Source organism: Streptococcus milleri, assembly GCF_900636525.1.
Classification (GTDB): Bacteria; Bacillota; Bacilli; order Lactobacillales; family Streptococcaceae; genus Streptococcus; species Streptococcus hominis.
In genome coordinates, this window is record NZ_LR134288.1 from 1 (window position 1) to 20,000 (window position 20,000).

The 20,000-nt window shown below is 36.1% G+C and carries 15 protein-coding genes, 1 tRNA gene, 2 rRNA genes and 1 pseudogene (1 of these 19 running past the window's edge); 17 read left to right on the forward strand and 2 right to left on the reverse strand.

Annotated features, from left to right (window positions below; genetic code table 11):
- From dnaA to EL087_RS00015, 3 genes are all read left to right on the forward strand, one after another.
- On the forward strand, positions 1 to 1,344 hold the full coding sequence (dnaA, locus tag EL087_RS00005) for a chromosomal replication initiator protein DnaA (protein WP_049533213.1): 1,344 nt from the start codon (positions 1 to 3) through the stop codon (positions 1,342 to 1,344).
- A 155-nt stretch (positions 1,345 to 1,499) separates the two neighbouring features.
- A complete protein-coding gene (dnaN, locus tag EL087_RS00010; protein WP_059221678.1) occupies positions 1,500 to 2,636 on the forward strand; it encodes a DNA polymerase III subunit beta in 1,137 nt (378 codons plus the stop codon).
- On the forward strand, positions 2,636 to 2,833 hold the full coding sequence (locus EL087_RS00015) for a DUF951 domain-containing protein (protein WP_022526716.1): 198 nt from the start codon (positions 2,636 to 2,638) through the stop codon (positions 2,831 to 2,833). The genes dnaN and EL087_RS00015 overlap by 1 nt, the downstream gene beginning before the upstream one ends.
- 23 nt (positions 2,834 to 2,856) lie before the next feature.
- Here EL087_RS00015 and EL087_RS00020 read toward each other — a convergent pair whose 3' ends face one another.
- Positions 2,857 to 3,357: a YehR family protein gene (locus EL087_RS00020; RefSeq protein WP_126405987.1), complete on the reverse strand. Its 501-nt coding sequence runs from the start codon at positions 3,355 to 3,357 to the stop codon at positions 2,857 to 2,859.
- A gap of 145 nt (positions 3,358 to 3,502) precedes the next feature.
- On the opposite strand from EL087_RS00020, the gene ychF reads away from it, so the two are divergent.
- The 11 genes from ychF (at position 3,503) to EL087_RS00075 (ending at position 15,493) form a co-directional block, all read left to right on the forward strand.
- On the forward strand, positions 3,503 to 4,618 hold the full coding sequence (ychF, locus tag EL087_RS00025; protein ID WP_003029509.1) for a redox-regulated ATPase YchF: 1,116 nt from the start codon (positions 3,503 to 3,505) through the stop codon (positions 4,616 to 4,618).
- Between the two features lie 72 nt (positions 4,619 to 4,690).
- Positions 4,691 to 5,260 (forward strand): aminoacyl-tRNA hydrolase, encoded by a 570-nt coding sequence (gene pth / locus EL087_RS00030; protein ID WP_003032454.1) that lies wholly within the window; start codon positions 4,691 to 4,693, stop codon positions 5,258 to 5,260.
- The gene (gene mfd / locus EL087_RS00035) at positions 5,253 to 8,759 is read left to right on the forward strand and encodes a transcription-repair coupling factor (protein ID WP_126405989.1); all 3,507 of its coding nucleotides are present in this window, start codon (positions 5,253 to 5,255) and stop codon (positions 8,757 to 8,759) included. Before pth ends, mfd begins: the two co-directional genes overlap by 8 nt.
- Before the next feature lie 79 nt (positions 8,760 to 8,838).
- Entirely contained in the window at positions 8,839 to 9,105 is a 267-nt protein-coding gene (locus EL087_RS00040) for an RNA-binding S4 domain-containing protein (RefSeq protein ID WP_003029504.1), read from the forward strand.
- A complete protein-coding gene (locus EL087_RS00045; protein ID WP_003029503.1) occupies positions 9,098 to 9,466 on the forward strand; it encodes a septum formation initiator family protein in 369 nt (122 codons plus the stop codon). The genes EL087_RS00040 and EL087_RS00045 overlap by 8 nt, the downstream gene beginning before the upstream one ends.
- 2 nt (positions 9,467 to 9,468) lie before the next feature.
- A complete protein-coding gene (locus EL087_RS09455; RefSeq protein WP_003026834.1) occupies positions 9,469 to 9,597 on the forward strand; it encodes an SP_0009 family protein in 129 nt (42 codons plus the stop codon).
- Complete coding sequence (locus tag EL087_RS00055) at positions 9,590 to 10,870, forward strand: serine hydrolase (RefSeq protein WP_003029501.1); 1,281 nt, start codon at positions 9,590 to 9,592, stop codon at positions 10,868 to 10,870. The genes EL087_RS09455 and EL087_RS00055 overlap by 8 nt, the downstream gene beginning before the upstream one ends.
- Positions 10,867 to 12,144 carry a tRNA lysidine(34) synthetase TilS gene (gene tilS, locus EL087_RS00060; RefSeq protein WP_126405991.1) on the forward strand — a complete coding sequence of 426 codons (1,278 nt, stop codon included), beginning with the start codon at positions 10,867 to 10,869 and terminating at the stop codon, positions 12,142 to 12,144. The genes EL087_RS00055 and tilS overlap by 4 nt, the downstream gene beginning before the upstream one ends.
- A 5-nt stretch (positions 12,145 to 12,149) precedes the next feature.
- Positions 12,150 to 12,692, forward strand: coding sequence for a hypoxanthine phosphoribosyltransferase (hpt, locus tag EL087_RS00065; protein ID WP_003040808.1), 543 nt, complete (start codon positions 12,150 to 12,152; stop codon positions 12,690 to 12,692).
- Positions 12,693 to 12,712: 20 nt separating this feature from the next.
- Positions 12,713 to 14,683: an ATP-dependent zinc metalloprotease FtsH gene (gene ftsH / locus EL087_RS00070; protein WP_003029496.1), complete on the forward strand. Its 1,971-nt coding sequence runs from the start codon at positions 12,713 to 12,715 to the stop codon at positions 14,681 to 14,683.
- Between the two features lie 336 nt (positions 14,684 to 15,019).
- The gene (locus EL087_RS00075) at positions 15,020 to 15,493 is read left to right on the forward strand and encodes a sigma-70 family RNA polymerase sigma factor (protein ID WP_126405994.1); all 474 of its coding nucleotides are present in this window, start codon (positions 15,020 to 15,022) and stop codon (positions 15,491 to 15,493) included.
- 6 nt (positions 15,494 to 15,499) lie between these two features.
- Here EL087_RS00075 and EL087_RS00080 read toward each other — a convergent pair.
- Positions 15,500 to 16,508 (reverse strand): annotated as a pseudogene (locus EL087_RS00080) (IS30 family transposase).
- Positions 16,509 to 16,832: 324 nt separating this feature from the next.
- On the opposite strand from EL087_RS00080, the gene EL087_RS00085 reads away from it, so the two are divergent.
- The 3 genes from EL087_RS00085 to EL087_RS00095 form a co-directional block, all read left to right on the forward strand.
- Positions 16,833 to 18,388: ribosomal RNA gene (locus tag EL087_RS00085) — 16S ribosomal RNA — on the forward strand.
- A 56-nt stretch (positions 18,389 to 18,444) separates the two neighbouring features.
- Positions 18,445 to 18,517: transfer RNA gene (locus EL087_RS00090), tRNA-Ala, on the forward strand.
- 264 nt (positions 18,518 to 18,781) lie between these two features.
- Positions 18,782 to 20,000 (forward strand): 23S ribosomal RNA (locus tag EL087_RS00095) (it continues 1,682 nt past the right edge of the window).
- The 16S and 23S rRNA genes sit together here with 1 tRNA gene alongside, the layout of an rRNA operon.

The following is a 20,000-nucleotide window of genomic DNA, read 5'->3' on the forward strand; positions in this document are numbered from 1 at the left end:
ATGTCACAAGAAGCTAATTTTTGGGCGCGTGTTTTAGAATTGGCTCAAAAACAAATCAAAAAAAATACATATGATTATTTTGTTTCAGGAGCTCGGTTAATGAAAGTTGAAAATTTTCAAGCTACTGTACTTCTTGACAGTCCTGTCAAACAATTATTTTGGGATCAAAATTTAGCAGATGTCATCATTACTGCAGGTTTTGAAATTTATAATGACCAAATTACCGTACACTATATCTTTCAAGAGGAAAATGATGAAGTTACTCAATCAACAAATACAAATCATTCAGTAGTTAAACCAAGTCTTCCTCCTATTGAAACCGGGTTAAAAGCAAAATATACATTTGATAATTTTGTTCAAGGCGATGGAAATGTTTGGGCTCTATCGGCGGCACTCGCTGTTTCTGAAAATTTAGCAACAACTTATAATCCATTGTTTATCTATGGTGGACCAGGATTAGGAAAAACCCATTTACTAAATGCAATTGGAAATCAAATTTTAGAAAATATTCCTGATGCTAGAGTGAAATACATTCCTGCTGAGACTTTTATCAACGACTTTTTAGAACATCTTCGATTAGGGGAAATGGAAAGTTTTAAGAGAACTTATCGAAGCCTCGATCTCTTATTGATTGATGATATTCAGTCTTTAGGTGGAAAGAAAGTTTCTACTCAAGAAGAATTTTTCAATACTTTTAATGCTTTACATGGAGACAATAAACAAATTGTACTAACAAGTGACCGAAGTCCTGATCATCTGGATAATCTTGAAGAACGTTTAGTCACGCGCTTCAAATGGGGATTAACTCAAAACATTACTCCACCTGATTTTGAAACAAGAATCGCCATTTTACGTAATAAGATAGAAGATTTAGATTACATCTTTCCAAATGATACCTTAGAATATCTAGCAGGTCAATTTGATTCAAATGTGCGAGATTTAGAAGGTGCTCTAAATGATATTTCTCTTATGGCTAGAGTAAAAAATCTGAAAGAAATTACAATTGACGCTGCTGCTGAAGCTATTCGAGCTCGAAAACAAGATGCAAGTCAAATTTTAGTTATTCCAATTGATAAAATCCAAACAGAAGTTGGAAATTTCTATGGAGTTAGCGTTAAAGAAATGAAAGGAAGTCGTCGGGTTCAAAATATTGTCCTTGCTAGACAAGTAGCTATGTATTTGGCCCGTGAATTAACCGATAATAGTCTTCCAAAAATTGGAAGAGAATTTGGCGGTAAAGATCATACAACGGTCATACATGCTCATGGGAAAATAAAAACAATGCTAGAAACGGATGATAATCTTCGATTAGAAATAGAAAACATAAAAAATAAAATCAGATAACTGTGGATAATTGCAAAAAAATGTTAAAGTTATTCACAATTTATAAACAGGTCTGTTTTTGTGTTTTATCGCTGATTAGGAAACTTTTCCACAAGTTTCACACAAACTACTATTACTATTAACTTAATAATCATAAAATAATAAAAGGAGTGTCTATGATTAACTTTTCAATCAATAAAAATTTATTTTTACAAGCTTTAAATACAACCAAACGCGCTATTAGTCTTAAAAATGCTATTCCAATTCTTTCTACAGTAAAAATTGATGTTACAAATGAAGGAATTACATTAATTGGTTCAAATGGACAAATCTCTATTGAAAATTTTATTTCAATTAAAAACGAAAATGCAGGGCTTTTAGTGACCTCTTCAGGCTCCATTTTGCTTGAAGCAACTTTTTTCATCAATGTTGTATCAAGTCTTCCTGATGTTACACTTGATTTTAAAGAAATTGAGCAAAAGCAAATTGTTTTAACTAGTGGCAAATCAGAAATTACTTTAAAAGGAAAAGATGCAGATCAATACCCTCGTATTCAAGAAATTTCAGCAAGTAATCCTTTGGTGCTTGAAACAAGTGTTCTTAAAAATATTATTAACGAGACAGCTTTTGCAGCTAGTACACAAGAAAGTCGCCCGATTTTAACGGGGGTTCATTTTGTCTTAACAGAAAATAAAAATTTAAAAACGGTTGCAACAGACTCTCATCGGATGAGTCAAAAGAAGATTGTTTTAGAAAAAAATGGGGATAATTTTGATGTTGTTATTCCTAGTCGTTCTCTACGAGAATTTTCAGCCGTTTTTACGGATGATATTGAAACAGTAGAGATTTACTTCACAAATAATCAATTACTCTTTAGAAGTGAAAATATTAGCTTCTACACTCGGCTGTTAGAGGGAAATTATCCTGATACCGATCGTTTAATTCCAACAGAATTTACTAGTATCGTAACATTTGATAAAAATAATCTTCGTTATGCAATGGAACGCGCACGCCTTCTTTCAAATGCAACTCAAAATGGAACAGTTAAATTAGAAATTATAAATGGTGTAGTTAGTGCACATGTGAACTCTCCTGAAGTTGGCCGTGTAAATGAAGAAATTGATACTGAAAGTATATCAGGTCAAGATTTAACCATTAGTTTTAATCCAACGTATTTAATTGATTCATTGAAAGCTATTAATAGTGAAAAAGTTACAATCAGCTTTATTTCGGCTGTACGTCCATTTACTTTAGTTCCAAATGAAGATACAGAGAACTTTATTCAATTGATTACACCAGTGAGAACAAACTAATGTATGATGTAGGAAATTTTGTTGAAATGAAAAAACCACATGCTTGTACGATTAAATCTACAGGCAAAAAAGCAAATCGTTGGGAAATTATTCGAGTGGGTGCGGATATTAAAATTCGCTGTACAAATTGCCAACATATCGTGATGATGAGCCGATATGATTTTGAACGAAAACTAAAAAAAGTGCTAGGAAATTGATTTCTTAGCACCTTTTCATAATCTTATTTTAATTTTTCAAATTTACCGTCTGTAATTTCTTTAAAACCTTTACTTGTTAAGAGTTCTTTACTAGCTTTCATACTAACTTTTTTAGTTTTTCTCGTATTCTTATCTGTATACATTCCAGGTAAGGTTGCTAATTTATCAAAGTCTACTTTATTAAAGTTAATTTCTACAATTTCCTTAACTCCCTTTTCTTCATAAGTGACTTTTTCTTTAATTCCCTCAATATTTTGATACATTTGAGAAGCTTTATCAATTTTGTCTTTAACATCTTCTTTTTTAGTAGCCCCTAAAGCTTTGTAAGACCAAAATGAATTAGTAGTTTGTTTTGTGACAATATCTCCTTTATAATAATAGGTTAAACGTAAGTCGTATTGCAAATTTTGATCAATTCTTTGAAATGATATCTTTTTTTCCTGAGACCCGCATGCAATGAGAGTGATGAGTGAAAAAACTGCAACAAAACCGACCAATAATGGTTTCAAATATCTTTTTTTCATAGTATTACCTCCTATACCTTAATAAAATTATAATATTTTTATAAGGAAAAAACAACATTTTACAAAAATGATTAAGTTATAAGTCAAATAGTGGTAAATATGATATAATGGTTTATTGAATTGAAAAGATGAAAGGAAGAGCGAAATGGCTTTAACAGCAGGAATTGTGGGATTGCCTAATGTTGGAAAATCCACTTTATTTAATGCAATTACAAAAGCAGGAGCAGAGGCAGCTAATTATCCCTTTGCAACGATTGACCCTAATGTTGGACGGGTAGAAGTTCCAGATGCTCGTTTGGATAAATTAACAGAGCTTATCAAACCACAGAAAAAAGTGCCAACAACTTTTGAGTTTACAGATATTGCAGGGATTGTAAAAGGAGCTTCAAAAGGAGAAGGTCTTGGAAATAAATTTTTGGCTAACATTCGTGAAGTTGATGCCATTGTTCATGTGGTTCGGGCTTTTGATGATGAAAATGTTATGCGGGAACAAGGACGTGAGTCAAGTTTTGTTGACCCAATGGCTGATATTGAAACAATTAATCTTGAGTTGATTTTAGCAGATTTAGAAAGTATCAATAAACGCTACACACGTGTAGAAAAAGTTGCTCGAACGCAAAAAGACAAAGATTCAGTAGCTGAGTTTCATGTTTTGCAAAAAATCAAACCAGTTTTAGAAAATGGTTTATCAGCTCGTACCATTGAATTTGATGAGGAAGAACAAAAGATTGTCAAAAAATTATTTTTATTGACTACAAAACCAGTGCTTTATGTTGCGAATGTTGGTGAAGACGAGGTAGCAGATCCGGATAATATTGAGTATGTTCAACAAATTCGCGAGTTTGCAGCAACTGAAAATGCAGAGGTAGTGGTTATATCTGCGCGTGCTGAAGAAGAAATTTCTGAGCTAGATGATGAAGATAAAGCTGAATTTCTTGAAGCAATGGGCTTGAACGAATCTGGGGTTGACAAATTAACCAGAGCAGCTTATCATTTATTAGGACTTGGAACTTATTTTACAGCAGGAGAAAAAGAAGTTCGAGCTTGGACATTTAAACGTGGCATGAAAGCACCACAAGCAGCTGGCATTATTCACTCAGACTTTGAGAAAGGCTTCATTCGTGCTGTAACTATGTCTTATGATGATTTAGTGAAATATGGAAGTGAAAAAGCAGTCAAAGAAGCAGGACGACTGCGTGAAGAAGGAAAAGAATATATCGTTCAAGATGGCGATATTATGGAATTTAGATTTAATGTGTAAAGCATTGTAAACTAAATATAAACGAGGTTGGAAAAACTTTTCCAGCCCTTTTGGTCTTTTTAGAGGTAAAAAATGGTAAAGATGATTGTAGGTTTGGGAAATCCTGGAGAAAAATATTTTGAAACAAGACATAATGTCGGATTTATGCTAATTGACAAAATGTGTAAAGAACAAAATTTAAAGTTTACAACTGATAAAATTTTTCAAGCAGAAATAGCTTCTACATTTTTTAATGGTGAGAAAGTGTATTTTGTCAAACCAACGACCTTTATGAATGAGAGTGGAAAGGCTGTTCATGCTCTTTTATCTTATTATGGTCTAGATATTGAAGATTTAGTGGTTATCTATGATGACTTAGATATGGAAGTAGGAAAAATACGACTTAGAGCAAAAGGATCAGCTGGTGGTCACAATGGCATCAAATCAATTATCAAACATATAGGAACCCAAGAATTTAAACGAATTAAAATTGGTATTGGTCGTCCCGAAAATAATATAACCATTATTCACCATGTGTTAGGAAAATTTTCAAAAGGAGACTATGCTATAATTTTAAATACACTTGACAAAGTTGACAGTGCTGTAAATTATTATTTACAGTCTAATAATTTTGAACAAACAATGCAACAGTACAATGGATAAAAAGATGGATATTATTGAATTATTTAATCAAAATAAACAGATAGCTGATTGGCAAAGAAATCTAAGTAAATCAACTCGGCAGTTATTAATGGGTTTGTCATCTTCAACTAAGGCTGTTACAATGGCCTCTTGTGTAGAGGAGAATCACAAAATTTTGATTTTAACGTCTACTTATAGTGAAGCAGAAAGACTTTCTAGTGACTTGATTGGATTGTTGGGAGAGGAAAAAGTATATACATTTCTTGCAGATGATACTCCGTTAGCTGAGTTTGTCTTTTCTTCTCAAGAAAAGATTTTTTCTCGTTTAGAAGCTTTAGATTTTTTATTAGATTCTCAACAATCGGGATTTTTGATAGTTAATGTGGCAGCTAGTCAACTATTTTTACCCGATCCTGTTAATTTCAATTCAGCTTATATTGATCTAAAAATAGGGCAAGAATATGAATTAAAAGATTTGATTCATCAATTGTCAAATTCGGGTTATAAGCAAGTATCACAAGTGTTTAATCAAGGGGAATTCAGTCTTCGTGGTGATATTTTAGATATTTTCGAGCGCTCTAGTCAAATACCTTTTCGGGTTGAATTTTTTGGTGATGAAGTTGATGGTATTCGTCTATTTAATCCTGAAAATCAAATTTCTATTCAAAATGTAGAACATGTGCATATTCATCCTGCTACAGATATCATAGTTACTAAAGCAGATTATAAAAATGCACAGAAAAAAATAGAAAATCTTATAGAAAAAACTGTTGATTTAACGTTGAAATCCTATTTAGAGGAAGTTTTAGCTAATATAAAAGAACAAACTCAGCATGCTGATATTAGAAAATTATTGTCTTATTTTTATCAAAATGAATGGACAATTCTTGATTATCTTCCAAAACATAGCCCAATTTTCTTTGATGATTTTCAAAAAATTATGAATAGACATGCTAAGTTTCAATTAGAAGTAGCAAATTTATTGACAGAAGATTTACAAAATAGTAAAGCAGTTGAAAATCAATCTTATTTTGTAGATGTTTATTCAATATTTAGAAAGTATAAACCAGCTACCTTCTTTTCCAATTTTCATAAAGGACTGGGAAATTTAAAATTTGATTCTCTTTATCAATTTAATCAGTATCCTATGCAGGAATTTTTTAGTCAATTTCAGCTTTTGAAAGAAGAAATCAGTCGCTATAAAAAATCTAACTACACAGTTATTATACAATCAAATTCTTTATTGACTTTACAAAGTTTACATAAAAGTTTACAAGAATATGAAATTCCACTTGATTATGTTAATGATACTAAAATTCATAAACATGCTGTTCAATTAGTAGAAGGACGTTTAATTCAAGGATTTAATTTTGTAGACGAAAAAATTGTTTTAATCACTGAATATGATATTCTGCAAAAAAAAGTAAAACGAAAAGTTCGCAGGCAAAGTATTTCTAATGCTGAACGTTTGAAAAATTATAATGAGCTGGAAAAAGGAGATTATGTTGTTCATAACGTTCATGGAATTGGGCGATATTTAGGAATTGAGACGATTGAAATTTCAGGAATTCATCGTGATTATCTCACTATTCAATATCAAAATGCAGATCGTATTTCTATTCCTGTTGATCAGATTCATCTACTTTCTAAATATGTTGCAAGTGATGGTAAAGCGCCTAAGATCAATAAATTAAATGATGGACGTTTTCAAAAAACTAAACAGAGAGTACAACATCAAGTTGAAGACATTGCTGAGGATTTAATTAAACTTTACGCAGAGAGAAGTCAATTAAAGGGATTTGCGTTTTCTAGTGATGATTCTTATCAGCAAGAATTTGATAATGATTTTCCTTATGTAGAAACAGAAGATCAGTTGCGTTCTATAAAAGAAGTTAAAAAAGACATGGAAAGTGATCATCCTATGGACCGTCTTTTAGTTGGGGATGTTGGTTTTGGGAAGACGGAAGTAGCTATGAGAGCTGCTTTTAAAGCAGTAAATGATCATAAACAAGTGGCAATTTTAGTTCCCACTACGGTTTTAGCTCAACAGCACTATACGAACTTTAAGGAGCGTTTTAACGATTTTCCTATCAACATTGAAGTATTAAGTCGTTTTAAAAGTAAATCAGAACAAAAAATAATTTTAGAAAAATTAAAAAAAGGGCAGGTGGATATTATTATTGGAACGCATCGTCTCCTGTCAAAAGATATTGTATTTGCTGATTTAGGACTCATTGTTATTGATGAGGAGCAACGTTTTGGAGTTAAGCATAAAGAAAAATTAAAAGAGTTGAAAACAAAAGTTGATGTTTTAACTTTGACGGCGACCCCTATTCCTCGTACACTCCATATGTCTATGTTAGGTATACGTGATTTATCAGTTATTGAAACTCCTCCAACAAATCGCTACCCAGTTCAAACTTATGTTTTAGAAAATAATGCAACAGTTATTCGAGATGCAGTTTTAAGAGAAATGGATCGAGGAGGACAGGTTTACTATCTTTACAATAAAGTTGACACAATGGAGCAAAAAGTTTCAGAATTGAAAGAATTGATTCCAGAAGCTTCTATTGGATATGTACATGGTCAAATGAGTGAAATTCTTCTTGAAAATACTTTACTTGATTTTATCAATGGGGAATATGATATTTTGGTGACAACGACTATTATTGAAACTGGTGTTGATATTCCTAATGTTAATACTCTTTTTATTGAAAATGCAGATTACATGGGATTGTCAACTTTATATCAATTAAGAGGGCGTATTGGTCGTAGTAATCGTATTGCTTATGCCTATCTCATGTATCGTCCTGACAAGATTTTGACAGAAATTTCTGAAAAACGTTTGGAAACTATAAAAGGATTTACAGAATTAGGCTCTGGTTTTAAAATTGCTATGCGAGATTTATCTATTCGTGGTGCTGGAAATATTTTAGGAAGTTCACAATCTGGTTTTATTGATTCTGTTGGCTTTGAAATGTATTCTCAATTATTAGAAGAGGCTATTGCTAAAAAACAAGGTAAAGAAAAAAGAAGGCAAAAAGGAAATGCTGAAATTAATTTGCAGATTGATGCCTATCTTCCTAGCGATTACATTACTGATGAAAGGCAGAAAATTGAGATTTACAAACGTATTCGCGAGATTGACAATCGTGTAAATTATGAAGAATTACAGAATGAATTGATAGATCGTTTTGGAGAATATCCAGATGTTGTTGCCTTTTTATTAGAAATTGGCCTTGTAAAGTCTTATTTAGATCAAGCTTTTGTCCAGCTTGTTGAAAAAAAGCAACAATCTGTGATTGTCCGATTTGAAAAGGTTTCTCAACAGTTTTTCTTAACTCAAGATTACTTTGAAGCTCTTTCTGTGACAAATTTAAAAGCAAGAATTTCAGAAAATAAGGGATTGATTGAAGTTATATTTGATGTAAAAAATAAAAAAGATTATGAAATTTTAGAAGGACTTTTGCAGTTTTCAGAAAAATTAGTAGAAATTAAAAATCAAAAGAAAAATTGCTAACTTTACAATTTTGTAAAGTTTCGCTTTCATCTATAATATTTTCTTAAAAAATGGTAAAATAATAAATTGAGGTAACTTTATGAGATTAGATAAATATTTAAAAGTATCCCGTATTATAAAACGTCGTCCTATTGCTAAAGAGGTGGCCGATAAGGGAAGAATTAAAGTAAATGGAATTTTAGCTAAAAGTTCAACAGATTTAAAAATCAATGATGAAATAGAGATTCGTTTTGGAAATAAAATTTTATTAGTTCGTGTTCTAGAAATGAAAGACAGTACTAAAAAAGAAGATGCCACTAAAATGTACGAAATTATAAAAGAAACAAAGGTAGAAGTAGATGGCTAGAAATATTGTTCAATTAAATAATCGCTATATACAAGATGAAAACCAACATCGCCGTTATTTAGAGCAAGAAAGAAGAAAAAAGAATCGCTTTATGGGGTGGGTGTTGATTTTAGTCATCTTATTGTTTATTTTACCGACATTTAATTTGGTTCAAAGCTATCGAAATTTATTAGAACGTCGAACACAATTGATGCATCTACAAAAGAGATACGAAGAAATAAGTAACGAAAAAGAATCTCAAAAAGCTTTTGCTAATAAATTAAAAGATGAAGAATATGCTGCTAAATATGCACGTGCTAAATATTATTATTCTAAACAAGGGGAATATATCTATACAATCCCAGGATTGTTGCCACAGTAAGGATGGAAAATTTATTAAAAACGATTGAACAATTTTTGGAGTTTTCTGATGAAAAATTAGAAGAATTATCCAGAAAGAATCAGGCTTTAAAATTAGAAGAGACTAAAAAGGAAAGGGGAGAGCATGCGTAAGTTGCTATTTCTATTATTGTTGCCAGCATTTTTTACTGCAAAAGTAGTAGTAAGTACGGAACAAGATGTCGAATTGACTGCAAAGCAACAGTATGAAATTACTAGTACGATCTACAGTAACTACTACACGGATCTTCCAACCAATCCAAATGTTTATGAGCAAATTCCAACTTATACGTCCTTAAATTTAGAAAAAGTTGCTGGGAGTTTAACTCCGAATACATCAATTAAACTTTTTGACTTACAAGTCAATGAACAAGGACTCCCAGTTTTTAAACTCGCAAATGGGCAATTTGTTCCTGCTGATAAACGAATGATTTATGATGATGTTGTCCAATCTAGTGCAGATATTTCTCAAACAATGTGGCTTAGGCAATCATTTGTAGTTTACAATCAACCTTTTGTAAATGGAACAAAGGAAGTTAAGACGAATTTATCTTCTTATCATTCGGTGAAAGTGACCCAACTTGCTGAGACGGCATCAGGAAAATATGCTCATGTTGAAAGCAAAGGTTGGATTGATGTGAAATACTTGTCTGATACAGATAATCGTATGGATAAAGTTCAAGAGATTTTAACAAGCAGGTACAATAAAGCAGACTATTCGATCTATGTAAAACAATTAGATTCTGGAAAAACTGCTGGTATAAACCCAGATTTGGAAATGTATTCTGCTAGTGTGGCAAAACTTCCTATTCTTTATTACGCTCAGAAGCAATTAAATGAAGGAAAATACAAATCATCTTCTGGTTTAAAATATATTCCTGCTGTAAATGACTATTCAGGTGCTTATGATACAGAAGGTAGTGGAAGCATTTCTAAAAAATCAGATAATAAGTCCTACAGCATTCAGGATTTGATGAACCATATTGCAAAAGAATCAGATAATGCAGCTACAAATATTTTAGGATATTATATTACTAATCAATCAGACAGCACTTATCAAGCAACAATTGAGCAAATTGCTGGGAAAAAATGGGATGTGGAAAAACGCGATGCTTCAGCAAGGATGGCAGGAAATGTGATGGAAGCTATCTATGAACAAAATGGGGACATTATCAATGCACTATCACAAACAAATTTTGATGAGCAACGTATTTCTAAAAATATAAATGTAAAAGTGGCTCATAAAATTGGGGATGCTTATGATTTTAAGCATGATGTTGCAATTGTTTATGCTAATTCTCCTTTTGTTCTGTCTATTTTTACAAATCATGCTGATTATGACATCATTTCTAAAATTGCAGATGATATTTATGAGGTTTTAAAATGATAGAACAACAATTTTTTCAAATGGTGCAAAAAAAAGGCTATTTCAGACATCATAGAAAAGTTTTACTTGCTATTTCTGGTGGACTAGATTCTATGACTTTGCTTGACTGGCTTTATAAATATCGCGAAAAACTAGAAATAGAAATTTTTCTTGCTCATATTAATCATGGAGTGAGAAAAGAATCTGATTTTGAGGAAGAAGAACTAAAAAAAATAGCAACGAAACTTGGTGTAAGCATTTTTACATCAAGTTTTTCTGGACCATTCTCAGAACAAAAAGCGCGTGATTTTCGCTATGCTTTTTTCAAAAAAATTATGTTAGAAGAAAATTGCACAGCTTTGGTGACAGCACACCATGCTGATGACCAAGCAGAAACGATTTTTATGAGAATTCTTCGTGGCAGCCGTTTATTTCATATTTCAGGAATGAAAGAAAAACAAAAATTTGCAAATGGAGAATTGATAAGACCGTTGCTTTCTTTTCAAAAATCAAATTTCCCTCCTATTTTTCATTTTGAGGATTGGACAAATCAAGAGAACCATTATTTGCGCAATCGAATTCGAAATGAGTATTTTCCATTGTTAGAACAAGAAAATCCGCAGTTCAGGAAGCATTTAATAGAATTGGGAACAGAAATTTCTCAAATGCAAGATGCATTAGCATATTTAACTAAAAATATTGTAGCGACGAATCTGCAGGAATTTAAATCTCAACCTTACTCTGTGCAAAGTTTTTTGCTACAGGCTTATTTAAAGAAATTTCCTGATTTGCAGCTTAGTAAAGCACAGTTTTCTGATATTTTAGCAATCTTGAACAAGCAATCTAATTATCAGCAACCACTTAAAGCGGGTTATGAGTTATATAAAAATTATGATTCCTTTGAGATTCGTAAAATCAGTCCACAGTCTGATTTAAAAGTGGATTCAATTTTGTTAAAATATAACGATATTGTGGAATATGGTCATTATCGCTTTTCTTTTGGAAAGGAGCTTCATGAAAAAAACATCCAAGAAGTATTTGTTTCACGTGAAACAGAAATTTTACTTCGACATAGAAAAGAACAAGATGAAATTATCTTGAACCAACACCATAAAAAGCTTCGTCGGTATTTTATTGATCAAAAAATTCCTATAGATCAAAGAAAAAATGCTATTGTTATTGAGCAAAATGGGGAAATCTTAGCAATTGCTGGAATCGTAACATGTGATTTGAGTAAGAGTCAAAAAAATGATATAATGTATAACAAACTTTATATTCAAAATTTAGATAGGTAAAGAAGATGCTAGAACAAGATATTAAGAAAGTTTTGGTTTCACATGATGAGATCGTGGCAGCAGCAAAAAATTTAGGAACTCAATTAACTAGTGATTATGCAGGGAAAAATCCTATTTTTGTAGGAATTCTAAAAGGTTCCATTCCTTTTATGGCAGAGTTGATAAAGCATGTTGATACCCATATTGAAATGGATTTTATGTTAGTGTCAAGCTATCATGGTGGAACATCTAGTAGTGGTGTTATCAATATTATTAAAGATATTGATCAAGATATTGCTGGACGTCATATTCTTTTTGTCGAAGATATTATTGATACGGGAAAAACATTGAAAAGTCTGTGTGAATTATTTAGGGAGAAAAAAGCTGCGTCTGTTAAAATTGCTACACTTTTAGACAAGCCGGCAGGACGAAAAGTTGATATTGAAGCGGATTACACATGTTTTACAATTCCAAATGAATTTGTAGTTGGTTATGGTCTAGATTTTGATGAAAACTATCGAAATCTACCATATGTAGGGGTTTTAAAAGAAGAAGTTTATACAAAATAAAAAGGTATATTGATAGATAGATGAAAAATAAACAAAATAATGGTTTTATAAAAAATCCTTTCCTATATATTTTAATCATTGTTGTTGTTATTACAGGTTTTCAGTATTTTTCAGCTGGAAGTTCTGTAGGTCGCAGTCAACAAATTAACTATACTGAGTTAGTTAAAGAAATTAGAAATGGAAATGTAAAGGATATTAGCTATCAGCCAAATGGTAGTGTTATTGAAGTTGCAGGTACTTATAAGAAAGAAAAGAAGGTAAAGGATAATAGTGGTATTCAGTTTTTTACTCCTTCTTCTACCTCTGTAAGCCGCTTTACTAGTGTTATTCTACCTTCAGACTTAACGGTAGCTGAATTACAAAAATTAGCTTCAGATAAAGGAACTGAAATCACCATTAAACGTGAAAGTTCAAGTGGTGTTTGGATTCAAGTGCTGACAACTCTGGTGCCATTTGCCATCTTTGCTTTCTTCCTGTTCTCTATGATGAATCAAGGTGGAGGCGGTGGAGCGCGTGGAGCCATGAGCTTTGGACGTAATAAAGCGCGTGCGACAAACAAAGAAGATATAAAAGTACGTTTTTCTGATGTAGCAGGTGCGGAAGAAGAAAAACAAGAACTAGTTGAGGTTGTTGAATTTCTAAAGGATCCTAAACGTTATACAAAACTAGGAGCTCGCATACCAGCTGGTGTTCTTCTTGAAGGCCCTCCAGGGACTGGTAAAACCCTTCTTGCTAAAGCAGTAGCTGGTGAGGCAGGTGTTCCATTCTTTAGTATTTCAGGTTCAGATTTCGTTGAAATGTTTGTCGGTGTCGGTGCTAGCCGTGTTCGCTCTCTTTTTGAAGATGCAAAAAAAGCAGCCCCAGCGATTATTTTTATTGATGAAATTGATGCTGTTGGTCGTCAACGTGGAGTTGGACTTGGCGGAGGAAACGATGAACGCGAACAAACCCTTAATCAACTTCTGATTGAGATGGATGGTTTTGAAGGTAATGAAGGAATTATTGTTATTGCAGCAACAAACCGTAGTGATGTGCTAGATCCGGCGCTTCTGCGTCCTGGTCGATTTGACCGTAAAGTTCTTGTTGGGCAACCAGATGTAAAAGGTCGTGAAGCTATCCTTCGTGTTCATGCTAGAAATAAACCTCTTGCTGAAGATGTTGACTTAAAACTAGTTGCTCAACAAACGCCTGGTTTTGTTGGTGCTGATTTGGAAAATGTGTTAAATGAAGCGGCTCTTGTCGCAGCGCGTCGAAATAAAAAAGTTATTGATGCTTCCGATATAGATGAAGCAGAAGATCGTGTTATTGCAGGACCGTCTAAAAAAGATAAGACAGTTTCACAACGTGATCGGCAAATTGTCGCTTATCATGAGGCAGGACATACGATTGTTGGTCTTGTTTTATCAAATGCACGTGTCGTTCACAAGGTAACCATTGTACCTCGTGGTCGTGCAGGTGGATATATGATTGCTCTTCCGAAAGAAGATCAGACTCTTTTATCTAAAGAAGATATGAAAGAGCAATTGGCAGGACTTATGGGTGGACGTGTTGCTGAAGAAATTATTTTTAACGTCCAAACTACAGGCGCTTCAAATGACTTTGAACAAGCTACACAAATGGCACGTGCGATGGTAACAGAGTATGGTATGAGTGAAAAACTCGGTCCGGTTCAATATGAAGGAAACCATGCGATGTTTGGCGCTGCGAGCCCACAAAAATCAATTTCAGAGCAAACTGCATATGAAATTGATGAAGAAGTTCGTAATTTGCTTAATGAAGCGCGCAACAAAGCAGCAGAAATTATCCAATCAAATCGCGAAAAGCATAAATTAATTGCGGAAGCTCTTCTTAAATACGAAACACTTGATAGTCATCAAATCAAATCATTATATGAAACTGGCGAAATGCCTGATGAACCAAATGCAAGTTCTTCACATGCTTTGAGCTATGATGAAGTGAAATCTCAAATGGAAGAGCAAAAACCAGAATAAATTAAAATGTTAAAGAGGCTGGGACAAAAGTCCAACCTCAAATATAAAAAGCGAACAAAACTAGTTTTCTGGTAATCAGAATTCTGCTTTGTTCGCTTTTCGCATTTAATTATAGATTTGAAGGGCTTAATAATTAAGATTTTTAAAAATTAAAATCTTTTTGTCCCAAACTCTTTAATTTTATCCGCTGAACAGCTTCAGAAGACATCTGAAGTGACAGGGATGCTGTTCACGAGACCCAAAAGAGATGCACTAAGATAAAAAATAGATAGAAGAAAACCAAAGGGTTCTCCTTCATGTTATCCTTAAAAGGTAAGTAAAAGGAAGGAGAAGGAAATGGAGTTCAAGGAGTTATATGCCAAGGTGAGAGGAATTGTGTTGAAGTGTCGGAGGGAATATTATGTCCACCTGTGGGAATTAAGCGATTGGGACCAAGAGGGCATGTTGGTGCTCTATCAGTTGGTGAGTTGCTATCCGCAGCTAGTAGAAGAAGATCATCAGCTTTATGTTTACTATAAGACCAAGTTTCGTAATCATATCTTGGACATCCTCCGTAAGCAGGAAAGTCAAAAACGCAAACTTGATCGTCAAGCTTATGAAGAAGTGAGCGAGATTGGTCACAAGCTCAGCCTAAAAGAACTATATCTGGATGAATTGGTGATTCTCCGAGACCAGCTAAAGAGCTATCAAGCTCAACTGAGCCCAGAGAAACAGGAGCAGTACGAGCGCTTACTAGCCGATGAACGGTTCAAAGGCCGCCAAGCCATGATTCGAGAATTAAGAGCCTACTTAAAGGACTATAGCGATTAAGATAAGTCAGGATTTTCCCTTTTCAAAGGTTATAAAAAGGCTAAAATTCAAGTAGAAGTTAGCAAGTCAACAAAAAAATCTGAGGTGACTTGTAGTTTAAAACTTTCTTAGGATCGTTATTAATCCAATTTTCGATGAAAGTGACTTGTTTGTGGGTTATTTTCTTAACTCCCTTAGGAAGCCATCGTCTGATAAGTCTGTACTGATTCTCGTTTGTTCCTCTTTCCCGTGAGGAGTAAGGGTGCGCGTAATAGATGTTGTCCTGTGGAAATACCTCAGCTAGTCTATTAAACTCCGTTCCATTATCAGCCGTGATGAATTTGATGGTATTAGTTTCCATAAGTGCAGTGATAGCTTGATTGACCGACGGAGCGGTTTTGTCAGAGATTAGTCGGATGAACTGGTGCCGACTTCTGAGGTCAGTGAGGGTGAGAAGGCACTGATTTTTCTGCTTGTTCAGAATGACGGTATCAATCTCATAATGCCCATTTTCAAGACGTTGGTTGATGATTTCAGGTCGTTCCTCAATAGACTACTTCCCAGCAGGTTTAAACCGTGGACTAGCTCTCTTCTTTTCAGTTTTTGGCTTTCTGGGGTAAATCAAGTCCTTGTAGGTCAGTCCTAGCTGTCCATGATGAATCCAGTAGTAGATGGTAGATATGGGGACATTGACTTTCTTTGCATTGATCATCATTTCGGGAGAGTATTTCTGCTTGATATAGTGCAAGATTTTCTCCTTGGTAGCCTTATCAAGTCGACACTTTCGGACAGACTCCTTTCTAGCTGATTCGTAACGACTTTGAGCAGTATCTGCAGAATAGAGCAGTTCAAACTTTCCCTTGCGTACTTGTTGGCGAACCAGCTCACGCTTGATGTCATTATGAATAGTTTGAGGTGCTTTTCCAAGCAAGAGAGCGATTTGACGATTTGATTTTCCCTCGTCCTTCCATTTTTCAATTAAACGGCGCTCAGCTATTGTTAAGTGCTTGCCTTTTTGGGTATAATGAGTAGGCATCTTAAAGAATCTCCTTGTGTTTGTGGTGAACTACAAGTATATCTCTTTGAGATGTTTTTCATACACTCGGAGTGGCCAACTTCATTTTAGAACTATCAATTTGGAAGAAAAAAGTTTAAGAAAAATAAAAAAAGATAAAAAAAGGTATTGACAAGAAGAGGAGGAGGTGATATACTAAGATAGTTGTCGCTTGAGGGGCGACAAAGACCTTTGAAAACTGAACAAGACGAACCAATGTGCAGGCGACTGTTTAAGAACAGTCCGTCAAACATTAAAAAGAAACAATAAATCTGTCAGTGACAGAAATGAGTGAGAGCTCAAACTTTATATGAGAGTTTGATCCTGGCTCAGGACGAACGCTGGCGGCGTGCCTAATACATGCAAGTAGGACGCACAGTTTATACCGTAGCTTGCTACACCATAGACTGTGAGTTGCGAACGGGTGAGTAACGCGTAGGTAACCTGCCTATTAGAGGGGGATAACTATTGGAAACGATAGCTAATACCGCATAACAGTATGTAACACATGTTAGATGCTTGAAAGATGCAATTGCATCGCTAGTAGATGGACCTGCGTTGTATTAGCTAGTAGGTAGGGTAATGGCCTACCTAGGCGACGATACATAGCCGACCTGAGAGGGTGATCGGCCACACTGGGACTGAGACACGGCCCAGACTCCTACGGGAGGCAGCAGTAGGGAATCTTCGGCAATGGGGGGAACCCTGACCGAGCAACGCCGCGTGAGTGAAGAAGGTTTTCGGATCGTAAAGCTCTGTTGTTAAGGAAGAACGAGTGTGAGAATGGAAAGTTCATACTGTGACGGTACTTAACCAGAAAGGGACGGCTAACTACGTGCCAGCAGCCGCGGTAATACGTAGGTCCCGAGCGTTGTCCGGATTTATTGGGCGTAAAGCGAGCGCAGGCGGTTAGAAAAGTCTGAAGTGAAAGGCAGTGGCTCAACCATTGTAGGCTTTGGAAACTGTTTAACTTGAGTGCAGAAGGGGAGAGTGGAATTCCATGTGTAGCGGTGAAATGCGTAGATATATGGAGGAACACCGGTGGCGAAAGCGGCTCTCTGGTCTGTAACTGACGCTGAGGCTCGAAAGCGTGGGGAGCGAACAGGATTAGATACCCTGGTAGTCCACGCCGTAAACGATGAGTGCTAGGTGTTAGGTCCTTTCCGGGACTTAGTGCCGCAGCTAACGCATTAAGCACTCCGCCTGGGGAGTACGACCGCAAGGTTGAAACTCAAAGGAATTGACGGGGGCCCGCACAAGCGGTGGAGCATGTGGTTTAATTCGAAGCAACGCGAAGAACCTTACCAGGTCTTGACATCCCGATGCTATTTCTAGAGATAGGAAGTTTCTTCGGAACATCGGTGACAGGTGGTGCATGGTTGTCGTCAGCTCGTGTCGTGAGATGTTGGGTTAAGTCCCGCAACGAGCGCAACCCTTATTGTTAGTTGCCATCATTGAGTTGGGCACTCTAGCGAGACTGCCGGTAATAAACCGGAGGAAGGTGGGGATGACGTCAAATCATCATGCCCCTTATGACCTGGGCTACACACGTGCTACAATGGCTGGTACAACGAGTCGCAAGCCGGTGACGGCAAGCTAATCTCTGAAAGCCAGTCTCAGTTCGGATTGTAGGCTGCAACTCGCCTACATGAAGTCGGAATCGCTAGTAATCGCGGATCAGCACGCCGCGGTGAATACGTTCCCGGGCCTTGTACACACCGCCCGTCACACCACGAGAGTTTGTAACACCCGAAGTCGGTGAGGTAACCGTAAGGAGCCAGCCGCCTAAGGTGGGATAGATGATTGGGGTGAAGTCGTAACAAGGTAGCCGTATCGGAAGGTGCGGCTGGATCACCTCCTTTCTAAGGAAAAAACGGAAGCCATTGAGTTTGTCTTGTTTAGTTTTGAGAGGTCTTGTGGGGCCTTAGCTCAGCTGGGAGAGCGCCTGCTTTGCACGCAGGAGGTCAGCGGTTCGATCCCGCTAGGCTCCATTAGGATAGAATCCTACTGAACTTAATAAAGAAGTGAAGTTGCATATGAGACTAACTTCTTAGGAAAAAAGATAAACTTCCTTGTGTTCGACGAACACAGCGTCAGTTTCCTATTTTTCTACAGAAGTTTTCGCAAGCGAACCGTCTCTTAATATCCTAAGATTAGCACATTGAAAATTGAATAACGATATCAAATAGTAACAAGAAAATAAACCGAAAACGCTGTGAATATTAATGAGTATATGACTGAGAGGTCAAAGATAAGGTTAAGTTAGTAAGGGCGCACGGTGGATGCCTTGGCACTAGGAGCCGAAGAAGGACGTGACAAACGACGAAATGCCTTGGGGAGCTGTAAGTAAGCGTAGATCCAGGGATATCCGAATGGGGGAACCCAGCAGGTACTACCTGTTACCCATCTCTGTTAAGGAGATGAGGAGGAAGACGCAGTGAACTGAAACATCTAAGTAGCTGCAGGAAGAGAAAGCAAAAGCGATTGCCTGAGTAGCGGCGAGCGAAAGGGCAAGAGGGCAAACCGAGAAGTTTACTTCTCGGGGTTGTAGGACTGCGATGTGGACTTAAAGATTATAGAAGAAAACCTTGGGAAAGGTTGCCAGAGAGAGTAAGAGCCTCGTATTTTAAATAGTCTTTATACCTAGCAGGATCCTGAGTACGGCGGGACACGAGGAATCCCGTCGGAATCTGGGAGGACCATCTCCCAACCCTAAATACTCCCTAGTGACCGATAGTGAACCAGTACCGTGAGGGAAAGGTGAAAAGCACCCCGGGAGGGGAGTGAAAGAGAACCTGAAACCGTGTGCCTACAACAAGTTCGAGCCCGTTAATGGGTGAGAGCGTGCCTTTTGTAGAATGAACCGGCGAGTTACGTTATGATGCGAGGTTAAGTTGAAGAGACGGAGCCGTAGGGAAACCGAGTCTGAAGAGGGCGCCATAGTATCATGATGTAGACCCGAAACCATGTGACCTACCCATGAGCAGGTTGAAGGTGAGGTAAAACTCACTGGAGGACCGCACCAGGGCACGTTGAAAAGTGCTTGGATGACTTGTGGGTAGCGGAGAAATTCCAAACGAACTTGGAGATAGCTGGTTCTCTCCGAAATAGCTTTAGGGCTAGCGTCGACAGAAAGATTCTTGGAGGTAGAGCACTGTTTGGGTGAGGGGTCCATCCCGGATTACCAATCTCAGATAAACTCCGAATGCCAATGAATTATGGTCGGCAGTCAGACTGCGAGTGCTAAGATCCGTAGTCGAAAGGGAAACAGCCCAGACCACCAGCTAAGGTCCCAAAATAATTGTTAAGTGGAAAAGGATGTGGGGTTGCACAGACAACTAGGATGTTAGCTTAGAAGCAGCTATTCATTCAAAGAGTGCGTAATAGCTCACTAGTCGAGTGACCCTGCGCCGAAAATGTACCGGGGCTAAAACAATTTACCGAAGCTGTGGATCCTTTAGGGGATGGTAGGAG

What these genes read in the sequence shown, in the direction of transcription:
- EL087_RS00055 (WP_003029501.1), top strand. Translation starts at nt 9,590, where the DNA reads ATGCGTAAGTTGCTATTTCTATTATTGTTGCCAGCATTTTTTACTGCA.
- EL087_RS00075 (WP_126405994.1), top strand. Translation starts at nt 15,020, where the DNA reads ATGGAGTTCAAGGAGTTATATGCCAAGGTGAGAGGAATTGTGTTGAAG.
- mfd (WP_126405989.1), top strand. Translation starts at nt 5,253, where the DNA reads ATGGATAAAAAGATGGATATTATTGAATTATTTAATCAAAATAAACAG.
- dnaA (WP_049533213.1), top strand. Translation starts at nt 1, where the DNA reads ATGTCACAAGAAGCTAATTTTTGGGCGCGTGTTTTAGAATTGGCTCAA.
- EL087_RS09455 (WP_003026834.1), top strand. Translation starts at nt 9,469, where the DNA reads ATGGAAAATTTATTAAAAACGATTGAACAATTTTTGGAGTTTTCTGAT.
- EL087_RS00020 (WP_126405987.1), bottom strand. Translation starts at nt 3,357, where the DNA reads ATGAAAAAAAGATATTTGAAACCATTATTGGTCGGTTTTGTTGCAGTT.
- pth (WP_003032454.1), top strand. Translation starts at nt 4,691, where the DNA reads ATGGTAAAGATGATTGTAGGTTTGGGAAATCCTGGAGAAAAATATTTT.
- hpt (WP_003040808.1), top strand. Translation starts at nt 12,150, where the DNA reads ATGCTAGAACAAGATATTAAGAAAGTTTTGGTTTCACATGATGAGATC.
- ftsH (WP_003029496.1), top strand. Translation starts at nt 12,713, where the DNA reads ATGAAAAATAAACAAAATAATGGTTTTATAAAAAATCCTTTCCTATAT.
- EL087_RS00040 (WP_003029504.1), top strand. Translation starts at nt 8,839, where the DNA reads ATGAGATTAGATAAATATTTAAAAGTATCCCGTATTATAAAACGTCGT.
- tilS (WP_126405991.1), top strand. Translation starts at nt 10,867, where the DNA reads ATGATAGAACAACAATTTTTTCAAATGGTGCAAAAAAAAGGCTATTTC.
- EL087_RS00045 (WP_003029503.1), top strand. Translation starts at nt 9,098, where the DNA reads ATGGCTAGAAATATTGTTCAATTAAATAATCGCTATATACAAGATGAA.
- dnaN (WP_059221678.1), top strand. Translation starts at nt 1,500, where the DNA reads ATGATTAACTTTTCAATCAATAAAAATTTATTTTTACAAGCTTTAAAT.
- EL087_RS00015 (WP_022526716.1), top strand. Translation starts at nt 2,636, where the DNA reads ATGTATGATGTAGGAAATTTTGTTGAAATGAAAAAACCACATGCTTGT.
- ychF (WP_003029509.1), top strand. Translation starts at nt 3,503, where the DNA reads ATGGCTTTAACAGCAGGAATTGTGGGATTGCCTAATGTTGGAAAATCC.